This is a genomic window from Enterococcus sp. SB12, assembly GCF_030910025.2.
Taxonomy (GTDB): domain Bacteria; phylum Bacillota; class Bacilli; order Lactobacillales; family Enterococcaceae; genus Enterococcus_B; species Enterococcus_B faecium.
Window position 1 is genome coordinate 895,059 of sequence record NZ_CP175675.1, and the last position, 20,057, is coordinate 915,115.

21 protein-coding genes and 2 pseudogenes are annotated in these 20,057 nt (G+C 37.6%); 17 read left to right on the plus strand and 6 right to left on the minus strand.

Annotated features, from left to right (window positions below; all coding sequences use genetic code 11):
* Positions 1 to 9: 9 nt before the first annotated feature.
* Positions 10 to 579 (plus strand): prevent-host-death protein, encoded by a 570-nt coding sequence (locus RBL01_RS04290; protein WP_002294835.1) that lies wholly within the window; start codon positions 10 to 12, stop codon positions 577 to 579.
* Positions 580 to 754: 175 nt separating this feature from the next.
* Here RBL01_RS04290 and RBL01_RS04295 read toward each other — a convergent pair.
* Positions 755 to 931 (minus strand): annotated as a pseudogene (locus RBL01_RS04295) (recombinase); the annotation flags it as partial.
* 72 nt (positions 932 to 1,003) lie between these two features.
* Here RBL01_RS04295 and RBL01_RS04300 point away from each other — a divergent pair.
* A pseudogene (locus RBL01_RS04300) lies at positions 1,004 to 1,708 on the plus strand (N-acetylmuramoyl-L-alanine amidase); the annotation flags it as partial.
* A gap of 267 nt (positions 1,709 to 1,975) precedes the next feature.
* On the opposite strand, the gene RBL01_RS04305 reads toward RBL01_RS04300, so the two are convergent.
* A protein-coding gene (locus RBL01_RS04305) for an IS3 family transposase (RefSeq protein WP_115251665.1) occupies positions 1,976 to 3,090 on the minus strand; the annotation gives its coding sequence in 2 pieces (ribosomal slippage) (positions 1,976 to 2,814 and positions 2,814 to 3,090; 1,116 coding nt in all).
* 418 nt (positions 3,091 to 3,508) lie between these two features.
* On the opposite strand from RBL01_RS04305, the gene RBL01_RS04310 reads away from it, so the two are divergent.
* Positions 3,509 to 4,635 (plus strand): IS3 family transposase gene (locus RBL01_RS04310; protein WP_410779640.1). Its coding sequence is split into 2 segments (ribosomal slippage): positions 3,509 to 3,737 and positions 3,737 to 4,635, totalling 1,128 coding nucleotides; the frame shifts between segments, so codons are not numbered across the junction.
* 72 nt (positions 4,636 to 4,707) lie between these two features.
* Positions 4,708 to 5,025, plus strand: a complete 318-nt coding sequence (locus RBL01_RS04315) for an SdpI family protein (protein WP_002322761.1) — start codon at positions 4,708 to 4,710, stop codon at positions 5,023 to 5,025.
* 90 nt (positions 5,026 to 5,115) lie between these two features.
* Here RBL01_RS04315 and RBL01_RS04320 read toward each other — a convergent pair whose 3' ends face one another.
* Positions 5,116 to 5,481 carry a hypothetical protein gene (locus RBL01_RS04320; RefSeq protein ID WP_002289810.1) on the minus strand — a complete coding sequence of 122 codons (366 nt, stop codon included), beginning with the start codon at positions 5,479 to 5,481 and terminating at the stop codon, positions 5,116 to 5,118.
* 207 nt (positions 5,482 to 5,688) lie between these two features.
* Between RBL01_RS04320 and RBL01_RS04325 the strand changes: the two genes are divergently transcribed.
* From RBL01_RS04325 to RBL01_RS04335, 3 genes are all read left to right on the plus strand, one after another.
* A complete protein-coding gene (locus RBL01_RS04325; RefSeq protein ID WP_002293699.1) occupies positions 5,689 to 6,171 on the plus strand; it encodes a hypothetical protein in 483 nt (160 codons plus the stop codon).
* Positions 6,172 to 6,367: 196 nt separating this feature from the next.
* Entirely contained in the window at positions 6,368 to 7,258 is an 891-nt protein-coding gene (locus RBL01_RS04330) for a phosphate ABC transporter substrate-binding protein PstS family protein (RefSeq protein WP_002289807.1), read from the plus strand.
* 324 nt (positions 7,259 to 7,582) lie between these two features.
* Entirely contained in the window at positions 7,583 to 10,057 is a 2,475-nt protein-coding gene (locus tag RBL01_RS04335; RefSeq protein WP_002326895.1) for a cation-translocating P-type ATPase, read from the plus strand.
* 102 nt (positions 10,058 to 10,159) lie between these two features.
* Here the strand turns inward: RBL01_RS04335 and RBL01_RS04340 are convergent, their stop codons facing one another.
* The gene (locus RBL01_RS04340) at positions 10,160 to 11,896 is read right to left on the minus strand and encodes an ATP-binding protein (protein WP_002293703.1); all 1,737 of its coding nucleotides are present in this window, start codon (positions 11,894 to 11,896) and stop codon (positions 10,160 to 10,162) included.
* Positions 11,893 to 12,597, minus strand: coding sequence for a response regulator transcription factor (locus tag RBL01_RS04345; protein WP_002293705.1), 705 nt, complete (start codon positions 12,595 to 12,597; stop codon positions 11,893 to 11,895). Before RBL01_RS04345 ends, RBL01_RS04340 begins: the two co-directional genes overlap by 4 nt.
* 130 nt (positions 12,598 to 12,727) lie before the next feature.
* Between RBL01_RS04345 and RBL01_RS04350 the strand changes: the two genes are divergently transcribed.
* The 5 genes from RBL01_RS04350 (at position 12,728) to RBL01_RS04370 (ending at position 16,183) form a co-directional block, all read left to right on the plus strand.
* Positions 12,728 to 13,231, plus strand: a complete 504-nt coding sequence (locus RBL01_RS04350; protein ID WP_002297194.1) for a DUF523 domain-containing protein — start codon at positions 12,728 to 12,730, stop codon at positions 13,229 to 13,231.
* On the plus strand, positions 13,191 to 13,529 hold the full coding sequence (locus RBL01_RS04355; protein WP_002293708.1) for a putative DNA-binding protein: 339 nt from the start codon (positions 13,191 to 13,193) through the stop codon (positions 13,527 to 13,529). Before RBL01_RS04350 ends, RBL01_RS04355 begins: the two co-directional genes overlap by 41 nt.
* Positions 13,530 to 13,549: 20 nt before the next feature.
* Positions 13,550 to 14,968, plus strand: coding sequence for a signal recognition particle protein (gene ffh, locus RBL01_RS04360; RefSeq protein ID WP_002293709.1), 1,419 nt, complete (start codon positions 13,550 to 13,552; stop codon positions 14,966 to 14,968).
* A gap of 111 nt (positions 14,969 to 15,079) precedes the next feature.
* Positions 15,080 to 15,658, plus strand: coding sequence for a DNA-3-methyladenine glycosylase I (locus RBL01_RS04365; protein ID WP_307780953.1), 579 nt, complete (start codon positions 15,080 to 15,082; stop codon positions 15,656 to 15,658).
* A 3-nt stretch (positions 15,659 to 15,661) separates the two neighbouring features.
* Positions 15,662 to 16,183, plus strand: coding sequence for a dihydrofolate reductase family protein (locus tag RBL01_RS04370; protein WP_307780952.1), 522 nt, complete (start codon positions 15,662 to 15,664; stop codon positions 16,181 to 16,183).
* Positions 16,184 to 16,261: 78 nt separating this feature from the next.
* Here the strand turns inward: RBL01_RS04370 and RBL01_RS04375 are convergent, their stop codons facing one another.
* Positions 16,262 to 16,816 (minus strand): NADPH-dependent FMN reductase, encoded by a 555-nt coding sequence (locus tag RBL01_RS04375; RefSeq protein ID WP_002293714.1) that lies wholly within the window; start codon positions 16,814 to 16,816, stop codon positions 16,262 to 16,264.
* A 252-nt stretch (positions 16,817 to 17,068) separates the two neighbouring features.
* On the opposite strand from RBL01_RS04375, the gene rpsP reads away from it, so the two are divergent.
* From rpsP to trmD, 5 genes are all read left to right on the plus strand, one after another.
* Positions 17,069 to 17,344, plus strand: a complete 276-nt coding sequence (gene rpsP / locus RBL01_RS04380) for a 30S ribosomal protein S16 (RefSeq protein ID WP_002290274.1) — start codon at positions 17,069 to 17,071, stop codon at positions 17,342 to 17,344.
* 11 nt (positions 17,345 to 17,355) lie between these two features.
* Positions 17,356 to 17,607 (plus strand): KH domain-containing protein, encoded by a 252-nt coding sequence (locus tag RBL01_RS04385; RefSeq protein WP_010728670.1) that lies wholly within the window; start codon positions 17,356 to 17,358, stop codon positions 17,605 to 17,607.
* A 123-nt stretch (positions 17,608 to 17,730) separates the two neighbouring features.
* Positions 17,731 to 18,522: a hypothetical protein gene (locus RBL01_RS04390; RefSeq protein WP_002326259.1), complete on the plus strand. Its 792-nt coding sequence runs from the start codon at positions 17,731 to 17,733 to the stop codon at positions 18,520 to 18,522.
* Positions 18,523 to 18,691: 169 nt separating this feature from the next.
* Entirely contained in the window at positions 18,692 to 19,213 is a 522-nt protein-coding gene (gene rimM / locus RBL01_RS04395; RefSeq protein WP_002293716.1) for a ribosome maturation factor RimM, read from the plus strand.
* On the plus strand, positions 19,203 to 19,964 hold the full coding sequence (gene trmD, locus RBL01_RS04400; protein WP_002293717.1) for a tRNA (guanosine(37)-N1)-methyltransferase TrmD: 762 nt from the start codon (positions 19,203 to 19,205) through the stop codon (positions 19,962 to 19,964). Before rimM ends, trmD begins: the two co-directional genes overlap by 11 nt.
* The last annotated feature ends 93 nt before the right edge of the window (positions 19,965 to 20,057 follow it).

The following is a 20,057-nucleotide window of genomic DNA, read 5'->3' on the forward strand; positions in this document are numbered from 1 at the left end:
GGAAATCCATTGGAATTAAAGAAATTAGAAGTTCCCACATCTTCGATCACAGAAGTGAAACGATCGCCGATGGATGTATTTGCTCAAGCGCGAGACGCGGGAACTGGCGTATATATATTTAATCGTGAAAAAGTAGCTGGCGTGATGCTGACCCAAGAACAATACGAAACGCTCTTGCAAGAACTAGATGTCCTTCGTCAAACAGTGAAAGTGGAGAGGAAAGAACCAAAAGAAATAAACGAAGAACCTATTAACAAAACAGCTTCCGTCGTATCCAATGCTGAAGGGATGGAAGAGCTGGCCCAAACATTACAGCACTCGCTCATTACTGGTGTGACGATTACAGCAAAAAATCTAGATGAACGAATGGTAGCACTAGGTTTTATTACGAAAAAGACCGGATTTGGCGGAGTCGTGGATATGCTTAGCGAGTTGATGGAAACTGGGAAAATCAACTACCAGTTAAGAAGAAAACCGCAAAATCGGACAATCATAGCTGAAATCATAGGAGAGCAAAACAGTCAATCTCAATTGATGGATAAAATCATCATCAAGAAAATTTTTCTACATGAGCTATAAGAAAACCATGTTCGCACTTCTAGGCAAGCCAGGCTTTGAAGACCTTGCCAAAGAATTGAACGAACGCCTTTAAGATAAGGGTTTTTCGCTAGATTTAAAAAATCAGTGATAGAAACATGTTCGCTTATAAATAAAATTAGTGATAGTTTTAGTGATAGTGAGCTTAAAAAAGCACTCAATTTGAGTGCTTTTTTATTTGCTCTTCTATATAGTTTTCTAGTTGATTCATTGATCTTTTTTTCACTTCGGGAGAAATATGGGCATAGACTTGTGTAGTGGAAACATCTTTATGACCTAAAAAATCTTTGATATCTTCTAAAGGTATTCCTGCTTGTCTCGTTCTAGCTGAAAAAGCAAAACATAATGTTGGTGTTTTCCTTTCAGCATATCTATCAGCAAGATGTAGAGTAGGACAACCTCGTGAGCCAAAAGTCCTGTGCAAATCGAGTTACAACACACACATGATAAAGAAACTTTTGAAAAGAACTATAAAGTATACGTTGAATTGGCAAGAGATTCAGCAATGAAATATGGTATTCCATTAACATTAGACACTCCTTATAACCAACCAGGAATCAAATCGCATTTATGGGTAACACAAAATATTTGGGGCGATCATACAGATCCTTACGGTTATCTTTCTGAAATGGGTGTAAGTAAAGAAAAACTAGCCTATGATTTGGCTCATGGTTTTACGGATGATAATCCAACTACTTCGGAGGATAAACCAGTAATTGATCCAACTCGAGCAGGTGCTGCAAATTCTACGCTGACAGATGGAACAAATTACGCCCACATTGATCAGTTCGGAGAAATCGAAAACGCAAACTTGCATGTAGCTGGATGGCACATTGCTAATTATAAATACGAGTATATTTTCATTATGGACTACAATACTGGAAAAGAACTAGCTAGAGTAAGAGCTGATGGGATTTATAGACCAGACGTAAATCAAGCTTATAATACTTTAGGAAATGTTGGCTATCATGTATCTTTCAATATGCGTGATTTCCCTAATAAGAAAGTATACGTCATGATGCGTGCGACAAACGATCCAGAAGGAAATACTAAGGGTGGAGCACAAGATTTTCATGACAAGCGTTGGTATTTAAATATTCCACAACGATAAAAAATCCCCCCCTCTTTGAGGGGCGGTACATAAAAATTTATTATTTAGATTCTATAAACATGTGCAACTTATCTAACAACAAAGTATATATTGGAATGGCAACAGTTTTTTTGACAAATTTTATAAGGTGCAGAACTTCTTTCCGTATGCTATTCCGATTGTCCTTGACAATGAGCCTCCTCGGATGTGACGATCTTCGGCAGGAGCTAACAGTTAAAGTTAGACTGCCTCGCTAGCGTTAGCACATCCGAGCTCATTATCAAGGATTCACTGCGCCAATCTCTGGTTACGGTAACCAACCGGTGTCTCGTAGCCAAGTGTACCGTGCAACCGAAGGTGGTTCCACCAATTGACATAGTCAAATAACTCCAAATCCAATTGTTGTAAGGTTTCAAATGTGTATTGATAGACAAATTCTACTTTCAACGACTTATAAGTTGATTCAGCTACGGCATTATCAAAAGGACAGCCTTTATGACTCAATGATCGATTGATGTCAAAAGTTGTTAATAATTCATCAATAACTTGGTTATCAAACTCTTTTCCACGATCAGTATGAAAAATCTCAACCTCTGTCAGAGGTTGTTTGATACGGCTAAATGCTTTTTTTACTAGAACGGCATCTTTATGTTCTCCACAAGAATAGCCGAGAATTTCTCGATTGAACAGATCCAAAATGAAACAGACATAATTCCATTTTTTCCCGACTCGTACATAAGTCAAGTCTGTTACGATCGCTTCTAATGGGTTGTCTCTTAAGAATTTACGATTCAATACGTTTGTCGTTTTGGCTTCATTGCAAGTAGAATGATGTACTTTAAAATAAGCAACAGTATAGCTCGATTTTAATCCTCTATTTTTCATGATTCTACTAATTTTTCGTCGGCTGATCTGAATGCCTCGTTTTGATAAGGCTTTTTTTATTTTTCTTGAGCCGTAGGCCTTTCGGCTGCGGATAAATTCTTCAGCGACTACTTCTTCAAGTTCTGATTCGTCTTTCTTTGGTTTTGATTGATAATAATAGGACTGACGTGATAGACCTAATATTCTGCACATCGCTGATATAGGGTAAAGATGCTTATTCGCATCGATTACTTGTCTCTTCGTCCGAATATCAGCGCTGCTTGCTTTAAAATATCATTTTCCATTTCTAATTGCTGGTTTCTTTTACGTAGTTCTAACAATTCTTTTTGTTCAGGCGTAAGATTATCTTTTTCTTTGAATGAACCACTCGTTTTAGATTGCTTTACCCATTTGTCAAATGCTGAAGCCGTTAGTTCATATTCTCGAATGATTTCTACACGTGGCTTTCCAGCTAAGTAAAGATTGACGATTTGTTGCTTGAATTCTTGTGAAAAAGTTCTTCGTGTTCTCTTAGACATAAAAATTCCTCCTGGTATGTTTTCTTCTAGTCTACACACCTTAATTTTTCTGTCTAGTTAATTGTAGCCTATCCAATAGATTACAAATAGTATCGTATTTCGCAATCTTAAAATTATCTTCTTACTGTGAATAAGATAATAAAATTTGTATTTGTCCTTTTTAGGTAACTTATTTTAATCTATATACCTTTCTGGATCAACGAAAGTATACTTTATATAGTCATAACGCCGATGGTAACTATGCACTGTAACGATAATGCTGCTAAAATATCTTTTTACGAAAAACATCACAAGGAAAAACTTAACTATGGTATTATCTAAACATAATTTTTTCGGTATTGGTGTTAGTATCAAATCTTAGACAGCTTTTCGTAGAGACAAGAATAAATTAAACTTATCTACGAGAGGATGAATTTTTATGACCCGATATGAAGAAAATTTTAAACAAATGATTGTTGAACTGAATCAAACTGGACGTTCTGTTCGAGGGTTAGCGAAAGAATATGGCTTATCTGAAGCAACGATTTACAAATGGAAGAATTTATATTTACCTGATCAGTCCACAGGACTGACTGGAAAAGAAGTAGCTGAACTGAGAAAAGAAAATGCTCGTTTAAATGAAGAACTTGAAATCTTAAAAAAAGCCGCAGCCATATTCTCTCGGAAAACCTAAATTCGCTTGTTCAATTTATTGAAAAATGGTGTAAGGATTACACTGTTTCTTTGTTGTGTCGGTTATTAGAAATCCCTAGAAGTGTCTATTATTTTTATAAGAATAAACCGTTGACAGCTACAGAAATCAGAAATAATAAGTTGAAAAAGAAGATTTCAACAATTTTTTTTACGAATAAACAACGCTATGGTGCCATAAAGATCCATCAAGTTTTATTAAAAGAAGGGATTTCAGTATCTCTTAAACATGTCCAAAAGCTAATGAAACAATTAAATTTAAGGTCGATTGTAGTTAAAAAATATAGACCTCAAAGGTCTAATAAACCGATCATTTCAAAAGAGAATCTCTTAAATCAGGACTTTTCTACTGAAACGATCTGTGAGAAATGGGCAGCTGACATTACGTACATTCCTACTAAGAAAAATGGTTGGTGTTACTTATCTTCAATCATGGATTTACACACGAAAAAAATTATTAGTTATACATTTTCAAAACGAATGACTGTGGATTGTGTCATTCAAACATTGAATAAAGCAAAAATACATTATCACATTCCAGAAGGAATGATTCTACACACTGACTTGGGCAGCCAATACACAGCAAGAGAAGTGGAACAATGGCTTAAAACCAACAAAATAAGGCATTCTTATAGTAGAAAAGGAACACCTTATGATAATGCTGGAATCGAATCTTTCCATGCCTCATTGAAAAAAGAAGAAGTCTACACGACTAGCTACTCAGATTTTGAAGAAGCAAATCGAGCGCTATTTAGCTACATTGAAGGATTTTATAACCGAAATCGAATCCATAGCTCGATTCACTATCTAACCCCACAGGAATTTGAAGAATTAGCAAAAGAAAAAATGGCTTAACCGTCTCTACTAAAATGTGTCCAAGATATTGACTCAAATCCAGTATTTAATATTTAATTAGGAGGTAATATTTTGCTTTTTTATAGTAATTTTATCTTAATAGTAGCGATATTATTACTTCTGAATATATGGATTTTTGATAGGAGTAGAAATGCAAGTATAGGTTTTAGAACTAAACGAAGTCTGTCTTCTAAAAAAAATTGGGTATACTCACAAACTATTTTTTATGGAGGAATTGTTTTAATTAGTTTACTTTCTTCAACACTTTATTCTTTGAATATTATAGATGTTTCCACCTCAAATTCAATATCTATTATTGGAATCATTATTGCTGCAATTATTACACAACTGTTTTTAGTGTTTGGAGAGAAGAAAAGAAGTAAAAAATAGAAAAACTAGTGATAGTTTTGGTGATATAAGAAAAACATATATGTATAAAAAGAAGAAAGTAGCTTCTCTTTGTACATATATGGTTTGTTTTTATGGATGCCGAGCTTTTTTATAAGATAAGGCTACCGCCCATAACGACCCAAGGATTTGTGGAACTAAGTAAATACCTGCAAGAAGCAAGATCAGCTGGGTCGGTTTTAAAGGATGATAGAAGTAACGCCATTCAGTAAAATTGGCGCAAAATAAATAGGAAGTGACAGTAGATATAATATTGGCAATGAATAAAGATATAATACGCCTGTTCCTTTGAAAATAATATCCAGCAAAAAGAGATAAAAATATCAATGTGATGAACCCGCTTACGGAATGATAACGAAAATCAAGCAGTAAGGCGAAATGCACATAAGGAACAAAAGATAAAAGCAACGGAAGGTTTTTCCAGCAAGTTTTTATCATCTTTCATCACCACCTAACAAGTGTCATTATTTTGTTAGTTTTATTGTAAATTGAATCCTGCAATAATCAATTACTTTTTCATTATTTCTAGATTAAATGAATAAACTCTCATGCCATTATCTCTAAAAAAAAAGTTTTTCCCCCTAATTTTTTTAGATAGAAAATTGTATAGTATGATGAGAGAAAAAGTAGTTTGGGGGAACGTTAATGAGAAGAAAAGCAGTAATCGATCGGCTTTATTTATTTTTTTGGTTTTTTCCTATCGTTTTGCTACCTTTTACATGGGTAAATGCTGTTGTACAAGGTGCGGAGATATTAGGCCTGATCCAAGGAAGCGGATTAGTGGTTTCTAGGAATTTTCCAGCTTTGACTGTTTTCTATTTAGTGATAAGTGTAGGTCTCTTATTACCAAAGTCTCTGATCAATCACTACAATTGGCAGCTGCTTTACTTTTCTTGCTTATTAGTATTTACATCTATGTTTTCTTTGCTGCCTCGCTTGATTATCGGCCCTAATGGTTTGAGCGAGAGTGGATTGAAGGATTCAGCTTATTCCTCCATGTATTTCTTGACGATCAAACCATGGTTCTATTTAGTAATTGCCTCATTTATTCTTGCAACATTTTTTTACTTCTGGACAGAAATCAGGATAAAAAGTGAACGATCTGTATCTATAAAAAATAACTATTGATGGTGGATCATCAGTAAAAAAGCATATGAGCTGCGTAAAATGCATGTTTCTCATATGCTTTTTTTATTATTATGTAAAGAATGCGAAAAACGTTTACATGATTTTTACATAACTTAACTATATTTTTACAGCAACCATACGAGGGATTTACAGTCGACTGATAAACTTTAGTTGTAAATAAGAAAGGAGCAATAAAATGAAAAAAGTATTGTTTACTCTAGGTATGATGGGAATTCTTTTAGCCGGATGCGGCTCAGGATCAGGAAATACAGATGGCTCTGCCACACAAAATAATTCAAGTGACTCAAATGAACAAGTAAAAATCGTTGCGGTAGGTTCGACAGCATTACAGCCGTTAGTCGATGCAGCACAAGAAAGCTTTGTACAAGAAAATCCAAATTATCAAATCTCTGTACAAGGAGGAGGAAGCGGAACTGGTTTGAGCCAAGTCGAAGCTGGAGCAGTTACTATCGGAAACTCTGATGTATTTGCAGAAGAAAGAGACGGAGTTGATGCTTCAAAATTAGTGGATCATAAAGTAGCAGTGGTCGGGATGGCACCAATCGTCAATAAAGATACAGATGTCAAAGATATCACCAAACAGGAATTGATTGATATCTTTACAGGAAAAATCACTAACTGGAAGGAAGTTGGCGGGAAAGATCAAAAAATCAACGTCGTGAACCGTGCAAACGGCAGCGGTACCCGCGCGACATTCGAAAAATGGGGACTGGATGGTGCTACCCCTGTGCAGTCCCAAGAACAAGATTCATCAGGAACAGTTCGGCAGCTGGTAAGTCAAACACCAGGAGCAATCAGCTATTTAGCTTTCTCATATCTCGATGATTCCACACAAGCACTAAGTATCGACGGTGTAGAACCAAAAGAAGAGAATGTAGCAGATAACAGCTGGGGAATCTGGTCATATGAACATATGTACACGAACGGAAAACCTTCCCCTGAAGTCCAAAAATTCTTAGACTACATGATGACAGAAGAAATCCAAGAAGGACCTGTCAAAGAATTGGGCTATTTACCAATCACAATGATGGAAGTAGAACGTGATCACGAAGGAAATATCAAATAACTAGCAGATAAACATGCCACGGTAGTCGTTACTATTAAGGAAAAATCAACTATGTTTCCCCACATATACATTTTTCCTTTAATTGTGAAAAATAGTTCCTCATATTTTGCCGTTTTTTGAGCTAATACCGAGGGTCAGCTGATTGAACACCGTTTATTCGAAAAAAAGAGCTACGACATAGAACTGTCGTAGCTTTTTTTTGCTATATGACAGGAATGAAAGGTGTTTGCAAGCTTAATGTGAGGAACACTTTCCATATCTGTTCTATACTGGATAGGAGAAGTTTGGAAATATCCAGAAAACGAAATCAATCGAGGTAGCCACATGAAGAATAAATGGATAAATCGAAGTAAAAAAAAGAAAGTAACACAAAGATCATCAGATAAAGTCATCCGTCTTTTTCCATCGTATAAAGAAGGATTAACGGCAGATCAAGTCAAGGAACGAATAGAAAAAGGTGCAGCAAATAATTCAGTCGATCCCACATTCAAAACAAATCAGCAAATCGTATTGGAAAACATATTTACGTATTTCAATTTGATCTTTCTTATCTTAGCCATTTTGCTTTGTTTAGTAGAATCCTATAAGAACTTGACTTTTTTACCAGTTATCATAGCCAATACAGGAATCGCCATTTTTCAGGAAATTCGATCCAAAAAGATCTTGGACGAACTAAATGTTTTAAATACAGCAAAAGTCAATGTCATACGAGACGGGATAGAACAAACAATAGATATAGAAGACCTTGTAATAGATGACATTGTTATTTTAGAGACTGGACATCAAATTCCAGCAGATGCAGAGGTCGTGGAAGGGAAACTGCAAGTTAATGAGGCTTTATTGACAGGCGAAGCAGATGAAATAACCAAAGAAATAGGCGATCCATTAATGTCCGGCAGTTTCATTGTTTCCGGAAAAGCTTACGCCCGATTAGACAAAGTTGGAGCAGATTCGTATATTTCCCAGCTGACAGTCAAAGCCAAGACAATGGGAGAAGGAGAACAGTCGGAGATGATTGCTTCTCTTAATCAATTGATCAAATGGATTGGGATCATCATTATTCCTATCGGTATCCTGCTTTTTTCTCAAAGTTACTTTTTTAATGGAAACACGATCAAAGAAAGTGTCGTTGCAATGGAAGCAGCATTGATCGGTATGATACCTGAAGGACTGTACTTGCTGACGACGATTGCATTAGCATTAAGTGCGACTAAACTAGCAAAGCAAAGAGTTCTTTTACACAATATGAAAAGCATTGAGACATTGGCAAGGGTAAATGTCCTTTGTGTAGATAAAACAGGAACGATCACAGAAAATAAAATGTCTGTTCAAAAAGTGATCGTCTCTAAAAAACAAGAAATAATCAGTCAGTCAGATCAATTGGAAGCATGCATTGCTGACTATGCAAAAGCGATGGCAGGAGACAATGCAACAATGGAAGCTGTTAAAGCATATTTTACAAAAACCACTGATCAATCCTATCACCATGTTATTCCTTTTTCTTCTGTCCAAAAATTCAGCAGTGTAGCGTTGGCAGACAAGGTGTATGTTTTAGGAGCGCCCGAAATGGTTTTGCGCGATCAATTGCCGGAATATGCGGAAGAGTTTGTTTCTTTCGCTGAAAAAGGCTATCGCGTGTTGGTCTTTGGTGTGTACGATGGGATTCTTGAAGAACCAGTATTGACAGAAGCAGTCACACCATTAGGCTATATTCTGATTGCTAATCCTATCAGAAAAGAAGCAAGAGCCACATTTGATTACTTCAAAAAACAGCAAGTAGCCATCAAAGTGATTTCTGGAGATAATCCGCTCACCGTATCCAATGTAGCTGTCCAAGCAGGGATTTCACATGCTGATCAGTACGTTGATGCATCTAAATTATCAGAAGAAGAATATGAAGCAGCTGTCGAAAAATATACAGTTTTTGGACGCGTCAAGCCAGAACAAAAGAAAATCTTCGTTCAATTGCTAAAGCGTCGTAACAATACAGTAGCTATGACAGGTGATGGCGTGAATGATATTCTAGCCATGAAAGAAGCAGACTGCAGTATAGCGATGGCTTCCGGAAATGAAGCCGCCATGCAGGCCTCACAAGTGGTCTTACTTGATTCTGACTTTTCACGCATGCCAGAAGTTGTTGCAGAAGGACGGCGCGTTGTGAACAATATTGAGCGATCAGCCAGCTTGTTTTTAGTGAAGAATATTTTCTCCTTTTTGCTCTCACTGTTTTCAGTGATCTTTGCTCTGACCTATCCTTTAGAACCATCACAAATCACATTGATTAGTTTGTTTACTATCGGACTTCCATCTTTCTTGCTTGCTCTAGAAGAAAACAAAAAGCGAATCAGAGGGAAATTCATCATGAATGTGATGGAAAAAGCTGTGCCAGGTGGACTAACAGATATGATCGTAGTCGGTGCGTTGGTGATCTGCGGGGTGACTTTGAATCTAAATAAAACAGATGTTTCTACAGCATCTACCATGCTTTTGATTGCAGTAGGGTTCCTCGTTCTCTATAAAATCTGTTCACCGCTGAATAAATTCAGAAGTCAGATCATTCTTTTCTGTGCTAGCGGTAACTTTTTTTCGGTCATCTTTTTGCATAAGCTGTTTTCAATCACCGGTATCTCAGCTGTATCACTTTTGCTGTTGAGCATTCTATTTTTCTCGGCAGATTCGATTTTTAGGCATTTGACCACATTGGTAGAATATTTGTTTGAACGTAAAAATGAAAAAGAGCAAAAGCCGTTTAGTTGCGTAGTTAAAAAATTTCTATCGATATTTAAACGAGAAAATTGACGAAAAGTATCTCAAAAAAGAGTAAAAAAGAACAACCACTCGTGTATCTTTCGAAGCAGGATGAGTCATCCAACTTTAAAACGCACGAGCAGTTGCTCTTTTTTACATTTTCGGAATGGTAACGGTGAAAGTCGAACCTGTTCCAAGATGACTGTCTACAGTAATCGTACCATGAAGGAGTTGCACGTAGTCTTTTACAATCGCTAACCCTAATCCGGTCCCGCCTGAATGCCGGCTTCGCGCCTTGTCTACGCGGTAAAAACGCTCAAAGATCCGTTCCTGATCCTCAATGTCGATACCTATACCAAAGTCTTGGACAGAAAACGATAGATCATCTGTTGCCTGATAGCGGATAATAATCTCGCTGTCGCTTTTTGAATATTGGACAGCATTTTCAATCAGATTTTTGATAATTGGATAAAGGATATCTGTTTTAGTAGTAAATGGTTCGTTCTTTCCAATCAATCGAATCGTCAACCGTTTCTTTTCGATGATTGGCTGATAATTTTGAACGATTTGCTGGAAATAAGGTTCTGTATAAATTGTCTGGATCTCGTAAGAATTCTCGCCATCTTTTGACAGCTGGATGATTTCCCGAATCAGTTTATCTAACCGGATCGCATCTTTTTGCATGATCTCAAGAAAAGAAGTCAGAGTTTGCGGGTCATCTTTTGCACCATCCAGTAAAGTCTCGGTAAAACCAATCAGTGAAGTCACAGGAGTTTTTAATTCGTGAGAGACGTTGCCAACGAAATCCTTTTGTAGCTTTTCTAAACGTCGCACTTTCGTTAAGTCATACGCCACCCCTAGAATCTGTCCGGTACCTTCTGAATTAGTAAAGTAGCGCAAACTCAAGTCTAATGTCTGCCGACCTTCTGTAAGGGTGATCTCCTGATGGATCAGCGGATGCTCAGGAGTCACTTGATGAATCAGCTGAATGAGTTTTGGCTCTTGAATGACTTCTGTGTACCGCTGTTCAGGTTGATAGCTTACCACGTTTAAATGTAGCTGCATCTTTGGATTAAGCAGTAGTAAACGAGAATCAGCATCATCAATCAGGAATACGCCAATCATCAGTTCGTTCAGTAACGTATATAATTGCTCTTCTGTGGTAGTATACGCCCGATACATCTTACTCATTTGTTCGCTCAACGCATTGATCGTCTGATACAATTCTTCCCATTGATCGGGTGTTTGCATGATTACTTCCGCCTGATTAGGATTTTGCACCATTTTTTTTAGTACGGGCAGCACGGTTTTCAATGGCTGGTTTTTTTGATAGATCAGATAATAGATCATTCCTGCAAGAACAAGGAAGAAAGACAGAAAGAAGAAAAAGACCCAACGGCGAAAACTCTCAGTTCTCGGTAAAAAACCGCTTGTCGGTTCTGCGATACGTAAAATGGCTTCTAACTGGCCACTTTTTTTGACTGGTAATGCGACATATAAAAGATCCCCATTCAAAGTAGTACTTTTGCGCAAAGCGCTACCTAGGTTCCCACCATTCAATACGGCTTTGATTTCGGGACGGGAGTTTCGCTGTTCATTCAATGTTTCATTGTTTGTGTCAAATAAGATCTTTCCAGTAGCATCCATTAAAGTAATCCGTTCGTTCGACTGATGGACGAATTCTTCCAAAGCAGTTTTGTTTTGCGCTGCTTGGAGGTTTTCGACATCTAATTGCCGGATCAGCAGTTGTGCTTTTTTTGTCAGGTAGCTTTCTTGCTGTTCCACGATCTGCTGTTGAAAATAATTGGAAATCAATTGCCAGCCACCAAAAAACAAACTAACTAAAAGAATAAGAAAGAAGAGACGTTCATAAATTTTTTTCCATTTCATCGTTTTGGTTCCTGAAACTTATAGCCAAATCCTCTAATAGTCACCAAGTACTTTGGATGTTTTGGATCTCGCTCGATTTTTTCTCGCAAATGACTAACGTGTACATCTACGATTCGGCTTTGTCCTGCGAAGTCAAAATTCCAAATGCGGTCTAGCAATGTGTCTCGGTCGATCACACGGTCTTTTCGTTTCATGAAATAAACAAGTAATTCAAATTCTTTCGGTGTTAGTTCAATCAGATGGTCGTCTACGGTCACTTGATAATTGGTCAAATCAGCAGTGATTTGTCCAATCGATAGATATTCAGGCTCAGCTTCATCTTTTGATTGCTTACGAGGTTCAATCCGTCTGAATATTGCTTTCATACGGGCTAATACTTCGCGAGGACTAAATGGTTTGGTCAAATAGTCGTCAGCACCTATTTCTAGGCCAATGATCCGATCCACTTGGTCATCTTTAGCCGTCAGCATCAAAATCGGTGTTTCATTTTTTTCTTGACGCAGCCGCTGAGTGATCTCCATGCCATCCATCGTTGGAAGCATCACATCTAAAATGATGAAATCAAATGATTGTTCTAATGCTAATTCTAATCCTTCGCCTCCATCTGTGGCACTGGTTACCTTGTAGCCTTCTTTTTCCAAATTGAACGTCAAGAGCGTTACAATAGAAGGTTCATCATCAACAACTAGTATTTTTTTCATTCAAATCTCCTTTAAATAGGTTTCATTCTGTTTATATTTTAGCATAGAATCAGTACAAAGGGCTATTTTACAAAAGAAATAAATGGTATAATAGGAAGGCACTTTGCTGAATAGAAAGGAAGAACAGTCAATGATTGGAATCAGTGCATGTTTAGGCGGTCTGGCCTGTCGCTATGATGGACAGAAAAAAGAAGTACCAGAATTGATGGAACTAGTTGAAACTGGAGAAGCTGTCATGGTCTGTCCAGAAGTGATCGGCGGATTACCAATTCCTAGAGATCCCGCTGAAATCATTGGTGGAAATGGATTCGATGTGTGGAAAGATCAAGCAAAAGTATGGACGACAAGCGGCGAAGATGTAACGGAAGCGTACAAAAATGGCGCGATCAAAGCCTATCAAAAATTGCAGGAAAAACACATTGATCTAGTCATCATGAAGGAAAAAAGCCCTTCATGCGGAACCCATTCGATTTATGACGGGAGTTTTTCCGGAATAAAAAAAAATGGTGCCGGAGTGGCTACTGCTTATTTTATTCAGCAAAAAATGACTGTGCTCTCTGATGAAGAATGGCTGAAAACTAGAGGTGAGCAGAATGGAAATCGAAAAGACCAATCGAATGAACGCGCTCTTTGAATTTTATTCGACCTTATTGACAGAAAAACAAATGAACTACATGGAATTATATTATGCAGATGATTTTTCATTAGGTGAGATCGCGGAAGAATACGAAGTAAGCCGACAAGCAGTATATGACAATATCAAGCGGACAAGCAAGATCTTGGAGGATTATGAAAAAAAACTCCATCTTTTTTCTAATTATATTGTTCGAGAACAGGTATTGGAAAATATGACTGCATATATTACAGATAAGTACCCGGAAGATAAAAAACTACTTGAATATGTACAGCAAATTCAAGCAATCGAAGAATAAATAAAAGGAATGAAGAAAATATGGCATTTGAAAGCTTAACTGAACGTCTCCAGCAGGCGATGGGAAAAATAAGAAAAAAAGGAAAAGTATCAGAAGCTGACGTAAAAGAAATGATGCGGGAAATCCGCCTTGCCTTACTAGAAGCCGATGTTAACTTGCAAGTAGTCAAAGATTTTACTAAGCGCGTACGCGAACGTGCGGTAGGGGCAGAAGTGCTGGAAAGTTTATCACCTGCACAACAAATCGTAAAAATCGTTGATGAAGAATTGACGATCACACTTGGTTCTGAAACAGCAGAGTTAAATAAATCACCAAAAATACCAACTGTTATCATGATGGCTGGTCTTCAAGGGGCAGGTAAAACGACCTTTACTGGTAAATTAGCCAATTATTTAAAGAAAAATGAAAATGCTCGTCCGCTCCTAATCGCAGGGGACGTATATCGACCAGCTGCGATCGACCAATTGAAAGTATTAGGTCAACAGCTAGACGTTCCTGTATTTGATATGGGAACTGAAGTCAGCCCGGTAGAGATCGTCCGTCAAGGGATGGAGTTAGCAAAAGAAAAGAAAAACGACTATGTATTGATCGATACGGCAGGACGTCTGCATATCGATGAAACATTGATGGATGAGTTGAAACAAATCAAAGAATTGACGCAACCAAATGAGATTTTGCTTGTTGTCGATGCTATGACTGGTCAAGATGCCGTCAACGTAGCTGATAGCTTCAACCAGCAATTAGGTATTACAGGGGTCGTCATCACTAAACTTGATGGGGATACTCGAGGCGGGGCAGCACTATCGATCCGCTCAGTGACAGGCGCACCAATCAAATTCATCGGTTCTGGTGAAAAATTGACTGACTTAGAAGTATTCCACCCAGATCGTATGGCTAGCCGTATCCTTGGTATGGGGGATATGCTGACATTGATTGAAAAAGCGCAGCAAGACTATGACGAGAAAAAAGCGGAAGAACTTGCACAGAAAATGCGGGAAAATTCATTCGATTTCAATGACTTTATTGAACAGCTTGATCAAGTGATGGGTATGGGCCCACTGGAAGATCTAATCAAAATGATCCCAGGAATGAATCAAGTCCCTGGAATCGAAAACGTCAAGGTAGATCCAAAAGATGTTGAACGCAAAAAAGCGATGGTTTATTCTATGACGCCAGCAGAAAGAGCAAATCCTGATCTGTTGAACCCAAGCCGTCGTCGCCGAATTGCTGCCGGTTCTGGAAACAGTGTTGTTGAAGTGAATCGAATGATCAAACAATTCAAGGAATCAAGAAAAATGATGCAGCAAATGTCCAAAGGGGATATGAACATCCCAGGTATGGACCAAATGTTTGGTTCAGGCGTCAAAGGAAAACTAGGCAAAATGGCGATGAATCGAATGATCAAGAAAAATAAGAAGAAAAAGAAAAAACGGAAATAAGATGAAAAAAACAGCTTCGGTACAGACTGAAAATGTCTACTGCCGGAGCTTTTCTATCAGCAATTTTTATTCTTTACTAATACAATTACTCTAAACGAAGAGGTGGCACAGATGAGATGTCCGTGGAGTGAACAAACAGAAAGTATGCGGCAATATCATGATACTGTCTGGGGTGTTCCTGAATATGATGACCAAAAGCTGTTCCGAAAATTGATGCTTGATATTAATCAAGCCGGATTGAGCTGGCAGACGATTTTAAATAAAAGTGAAGCATTCGATGAAGCATATAATCGATTCGATATTAAAAAAGTCGCAAATTATGGAGAAACAAAAATCAGTGAACTAATGGAAAACAAAGGAATTATTCGTAACCGAAGAAAAATCGAAGCAGCCGTCCAAAACGCCAAAGCAGTCTTGAAAATTCAAGAAGAAATCGGCAGTTTTTCAGAGTATCTTTGGTCGTTTTCTAATGGAAAAATCGTTGATTCTTCTTATCATTCACAAGAAGAAGTCCCAACAACAAGTCCTCTTTCAGATGAATTAGCAAAAGATCTAAAGAAAAGAGGATTTAAATTTATCGGAAGCACAACAATCTATGCTTTTTTAGAAGCTGTCGGGATCATCAATGATCACCTTGACAGTTGTTTCCGCAAAGAAGAGGTCGTACGTATCGGCAGAAAGGGCGAATAAAGCATGCGAAAAATCATATTTTATGGTGCTATAAGTTTAGATGGCTATTTGGCAACGAAAACGGATGATCTTCAATGGCTTTTTGACACTCCAACAGGTAAGCAAACCACTTATGAAGCTTTTTATGAAACAATCGATACGACCATCATGGGCAGAAAAACTTATCAGGAAGCAAAAAAATATTTGGAGACCGAAGCAATTTATCCAGAGAAAAAGAATTTCGTTTTTTCCACCCACGCACAATTACAATTGCCAGATGCTGAGGTCGTAAACGAAGATCCTGTTGCTTTTCTAAAAAATCTACAAATGACAGAAGGAAAAGATATCTGGGTTGTGGGTGGCGGTCGATTGATCAAACCGCTATTGGAACATCAAATGATTGATGAATGGTATATCCAGATTACCCCTGTATTATTAGGGGACGGGATTCCTTTATTCCAAAAAGGAACATATGAAGCGCGTTTTGAAATGCTAGACACGACACGATTCGGTGAATTTATCAAATTGCATTATGTACGAAAGTAGAAGTAAATAAAATAAAAAAGGCAACTATATGCAGAAATGTCCTGTACATAGTTGCCTTTTTTATTACCGTTATGCTTTTTACTCTGTTAATTTGTTAGAAAAATCTAGATACGCATCTAAAATCGTTTGGAAGAAACTTAATGTTCCTTCAACGATATTACCATTTTCATCAATTAGATTCGCAACGTTTCCGATATATGCTTCCGGTTGCTGCAAGGTTGGCACATTCAAAAAGACAAGTGATTGTCGTAGATGGTGGTTTGCGCCAAAGCCGCCGATCCCACCTGGTGATGCAGTAACGACTAAACCTGGTTTATGATCCCAAACACTGTGTCCATAAGGTCTTGAGCCTACATCTAAAGCATTTTTCAATACTGCTGGCACAGAACGGTTGTATTCAGGAGTAACGAAAACGACACCGTCTAGTCCCCTCACTTCCTCACGAAAACGAGTCCATTCAGCAGGAGCCTGTTCTGGAGTTTCGAGATCCTCATTGTAAAATGGCAGATCATCGATTTTTACAAATACACTTTCGTACCCTTCAGGAAGCAATTTCGCAAAAGCTTCTGCTACTTTTTTGTTGTAAGAATCTTTTCTTAAACTACCAATAAAAAATCCAATTTTTTTTGTCATACGATTTTTCCTCCTTCAAACTATCTATAACAATCTTACAAAAAATAAGTAACTGGAGCAAATAAAAACACTTACTGACAAAAGCTACATAGAAGATAGATTACTTATTTTTAACAAAAAAGAAGTCTAAAATCTTCTATTTCCTAAAAAAAATCGAATTTAATCAAGCTGTAAAGAAAAAAAGCTTTACAGGGTAAAAAAAAACTGTTACACTACATCTTGTGAATAAAACAATGGAGGTGGAAATAAATAATGGCAGTTAAAATCCGTTTAAAACGTATGGGTTCTAAAAAGAGTCCGTTTTACCGTATCGTCGTAGCTGATTCACGTTCTCCTCGTGATGGACGTTTCATCGAAACTGTAGGTACTTACAATCCTTTGAAAGACCCTGCAGAAGTAGTTTTAAAAGAAGACTTAGTTCTTGACTGGTTATCAAAAGGTGCACAACCTTCTGACACTGTACGTAACATCCTTTCAAAAGAAGGCGTTATGCAAAAACACCACGAAGCTAAATTCTCAAAGAAATAAGGTGACCGGATATGAAAGATTTAAGCGACTTAGTCTTAACAATCGTTCGTCCGCTAGTCACTTATCCTGATCAAGTCAAGTTAGACGTCGTAGAGTCGAAAGACTTTTACGAGTACAATCTAACAGTGGCTCCTGAAGATATTGGCCGTATCATTGGAAAACAAGGGCGTGTTGCTAAAGCAATCCGCATAATCGTTTACGGTGTTCGGATCAATGCACCGAAAAAAGTGCGTTTGAATATCATCGATGATAAGGAAAAGTAAATAAACGTGCTGTACTCGAATTTTCGAGTGCAGCTTTTTTGTTTTTTTATTAATTGAAGAAATGATTATTTGGCAAAACAAGCAAGAAAGCGTATCCTTATAGGAGGAGGGAGTGAACAGCCAATGAGAAAGAAAATGTTATTTATTCCATTTGCTCTATTGTTAAGCGCTTGTAGTTCGGTTACTCAAGAATCAGACAATACACATCTATCAAGCAGTATATCTGAAACTGTTACCAGTCCAGAAAAAAGTAGTACCAAAACGGCTACCACCACTGAACAAACAATGGCTACCTCAAATAATGAGAAAAAGACTGCTTTAGACCAGTTGAAAGAACAACAGCCAAATGTTCCCATGCCTCTAGATGTACCAGTCTCTTCAGGCTATCTCAATATCGCAGCGACACATACAAAGCAAGGTTATTCTATTTTATATTACAGAACAGATCGTCCCCTCGGGTTGAATGCTGACGAATTGAATCAAGAAACGCCTATTGCAACCTATCTATATCAATATGGGTTTGCTTCTAGTCAAGAAACAATCCAAGTTTTGCAGCCCTTTGAGATCGACACAAATGGTCAGCAAGTGGACTTAGGTTCTCGAATCACAGGGTATCAGCAAGGTGCAGCAGGTTCAAGTTTTCTTGAATGGCAAGAAGGAAACTGGCGTATTCGAATCCGTGGGAATAATATAGAAGGCCAAGATCCCTTACTATTAGCTAAAGAAATCGTAGCTTATTTGGAAGAAAACAGTCTACCAGCACCTGAACAATTTGGTAAAATTACTGTTGATATGGGTGATACGACGAATCGAGCCGTAGAAGTAAGCTGGCAAGAACCGAAAAATGCCTATACGATCACTCATCAAGATCCTATGTCTGCGTTGAAGATGGCAGTTTCTATGAAGAGGTTGTGAAATCAGCGCGCTGATCTGAGCCCATCATTTAACTCCAAGTCACAGGAAGTAATCAAAAATAGCACGCCGCATTTTTGCATAATTTTGGCTTAATACCTTAAAAGAAAACTAGAATTGCCTCTTCACACATGCTAAAATAAAACAGACAAAAAAGAAATGGGGATATAAGTTGACTGAATACTTGAATGTAGGAAAAATCGTAAACACACAAGGTATCAAAGGCGAAGTCCGTGTTATCTCAACAACGGATTTCCCAGAAGAACGTTACAAAAAAGGAACGGTGTTAACACTATTCCAAGACGGAAAAGCACCTGTGGAATTAACAGTCAAAAGTCATCGCAAACATAAAAATTTTGACTTATTGAGTTTTGAAGGACATCCTTCTATCAATGATGTGGAAAAATATCGGGATGGCATATTAAAAGTGTCAAAAGACAACTCTGTAGATCTAGCTGAAAATGAATTCTATTACCATGAGATCATCGGTCTGCATGTATTAGAAGATGGAACTGAGTTAGGTAAAGTAAAAGAAATCTTGTCACCAGGTGCCAATGATGTTTGGGTCGTTCAACGTCCGAAAAAAGCTGATATATTGCTTCCATATATCGCTTCTGTCGTCAAAGAAGTCGATTTAGAAGCTGGAGTGGTCCGTGTAGAAATTCCAGAAGGACTGATTGACGATGAAGATTGATGTATTGACTTTATTTCCAAGAATGTTTGAAGGTCCTATGGGGGAATCCATCATCGGTAAGGCTGTAGATAAAGGATTATTAGATATCAATATCTCTAACTTCCGCGATTATTCAGATAACAAACATCAGACAGTAGATGATTATCCATACGGCGGTGGAGCAGGTATGCTGCTCAAAGTCCAGCCCATCTATGATAACATCCAAGCCATTGAAAAAGCTGCACCGGATGTCAAAAAAAGAGTAATTCTTCTTGACCCAGCTGGTAAACGATTCGATCAGAAAATGGCAGAAGAATTTTCACAAGAAGAACACTTAGTATTCATTTGTGGTCATTATGAGGGATATGATGAACGTATCCGCACATTAGTGACAGATGAAGTTTCCTTAGGAGATTATGTCCTTACTGGGGGAGAATTAGGTGCGATGGTCATGATCGATGCAACAGTTCGGCTTTTGCCAGATGTGTTAGGGAATCAGACTTCAGCTCAAACGGATTCTTATTCAACCGGTTTATTGGAACATCCCCAATATACTCGCCCGGCAGAATATAAAGGGATGAAAGTACCAGAAGTATTGACAAATGGAAATCATAAATTGATTGAAGAATGGCAATTAAAAGAATCACTAAGAAGGACCTATCAACGTCGGCCTGATCTTTTGGAAACACTTGAATGGACACCTCAAATGACGAAATTTTTAGAAGAAATCAAGAAAGAAGAACAAGAAAAAACAGCAGATGAAGCCAAGTGACTTTTTCTAAAATATTCTTTACAGTAGGTTGATAATATGTTAGTATTTTATGGTGAGTGCAAAAGCACTTAACTATTACGATATTCCGCTGTG

What these genes read in the sequence shown, in the direction of transcription:
- RBL01_RS04320 (WP_002289810.1), bottom strand. Translation starts at nt 5,481, where the DNA reads ATGATAAAAACTTGCTGGAAAAACCTTCCGTTGCTTTTATCTTTTGTT.
- RBL01_RS04325 (WP_002293699.1), top strand. Translation starts at nt 5,689, where the DNA reads ATGAGAAGAAAAGCAGTAATCGATCGGCTTTATTTATTTTTTTGGTTT.
- RBL01_RS04330 (WP_002289807.1), top strand. Translation starts at nt 6,368, where the DNA reads ATGAAAAAAGTATTGTTTACTCTAGGTATGATGGGAATTCTTTTAGCC.
- RBL01_RS04335 (WP_002326895.1), top strand. Translation starts at nt 7,583, where the DNA reads ATGAAGAATAAATGGATAAATCGAAGTAAAAAAAAGAAAGTAACACAA.
- RBL01_RS04340 (WP_002293703.1), bottom strand. Translation starts at nt 11,896, where the DNA reads ATGAAATGGAAAAAAATTTATGAACGTCTCTTCTTTCTTATTCTTTTA.
- RBL01_RS04345 (WP_002293705.1), bottom strand. Translation starts at nt 12,597, where the DNA reads ATGAAAAAAATACTAGTTGTTGATGATGAACCTTCTATTGTAACGCTC.
- RBL01_RS04350 (WP_002297194.1), top strand. Translation starts at nt 12,728, where the DNA reads ATGATTGGAATCAGTGCATGTTTAGGCGGTCTGGCCTGTCGCTATGAT.
- RBL01_RS04355 (WP_002293708.1), top strand. Translation starts at nt 13,191, where the DNA reads ATGGAAATCGAAAAGACCAATCGAATGAACGCGCTCTTTGAATTTTAT.
- ffh (WP_002293709.1), top strand. Translation starts at nt 13,550, where the DNA reads ATGGCATTTGAAAGCTTAACTGAACGTCTCCAGCAGGCGATGGGAAAA.
- RBL01_RS04365 (WP_307780953.1), top strand. Translation starts at nt 15,080, where the DNA reads ATGAGATGTCCGTGGAGTGAACAAACAGAAAGTATGCGGCAATATCAT.
- RBL01_RS04370 (WP_307780952.1), top strand. Translation starts at nt 15,662, where the DNA reads ATGCGAAAAATCATATTTTATGGTGCTATAAGTTTAGATGGCTATTTG.
- RBL01_RS04375 (WP_002293714.1), bottom strand. Translation starts at nt 16,816, where the DNA reads ATGACAAAAAAAATTGGATTTTTTATTGGTAGTTTAAGAAAAGATTCT.
- rpsP (WP_002290274.1), top strand. Translation starts at nt 17,069, where the DNA reads ATGGCAGTTAAAATCCGTTTAAAACGTATGGGTTCTAAAAAGAGTCCG.
- RBL01_RS04385 (WP_010728670.1), top strand. Translation starts at nt 17,356, where the DNA reads ATGAAAGATTTAAGCGACTTAGTCTTAACAATCGTTCGTCCGCTAGTC.
- RBL01_RS04390 (WP_002326259.1), top strand. Translation starts at nt 17,731, where the DNA reads ATGAGAAAGAAAATGTTATTTATTCCATTTGCTCTATTGTTAAGCGCT.
- trmD (WP_002293717.1), top strand. Translation starts at nt 19,203, where the DNA reads ATGAAGATTGATGTATTGACTTTATTTCCAAGAATGTTTGAAGGTCCT.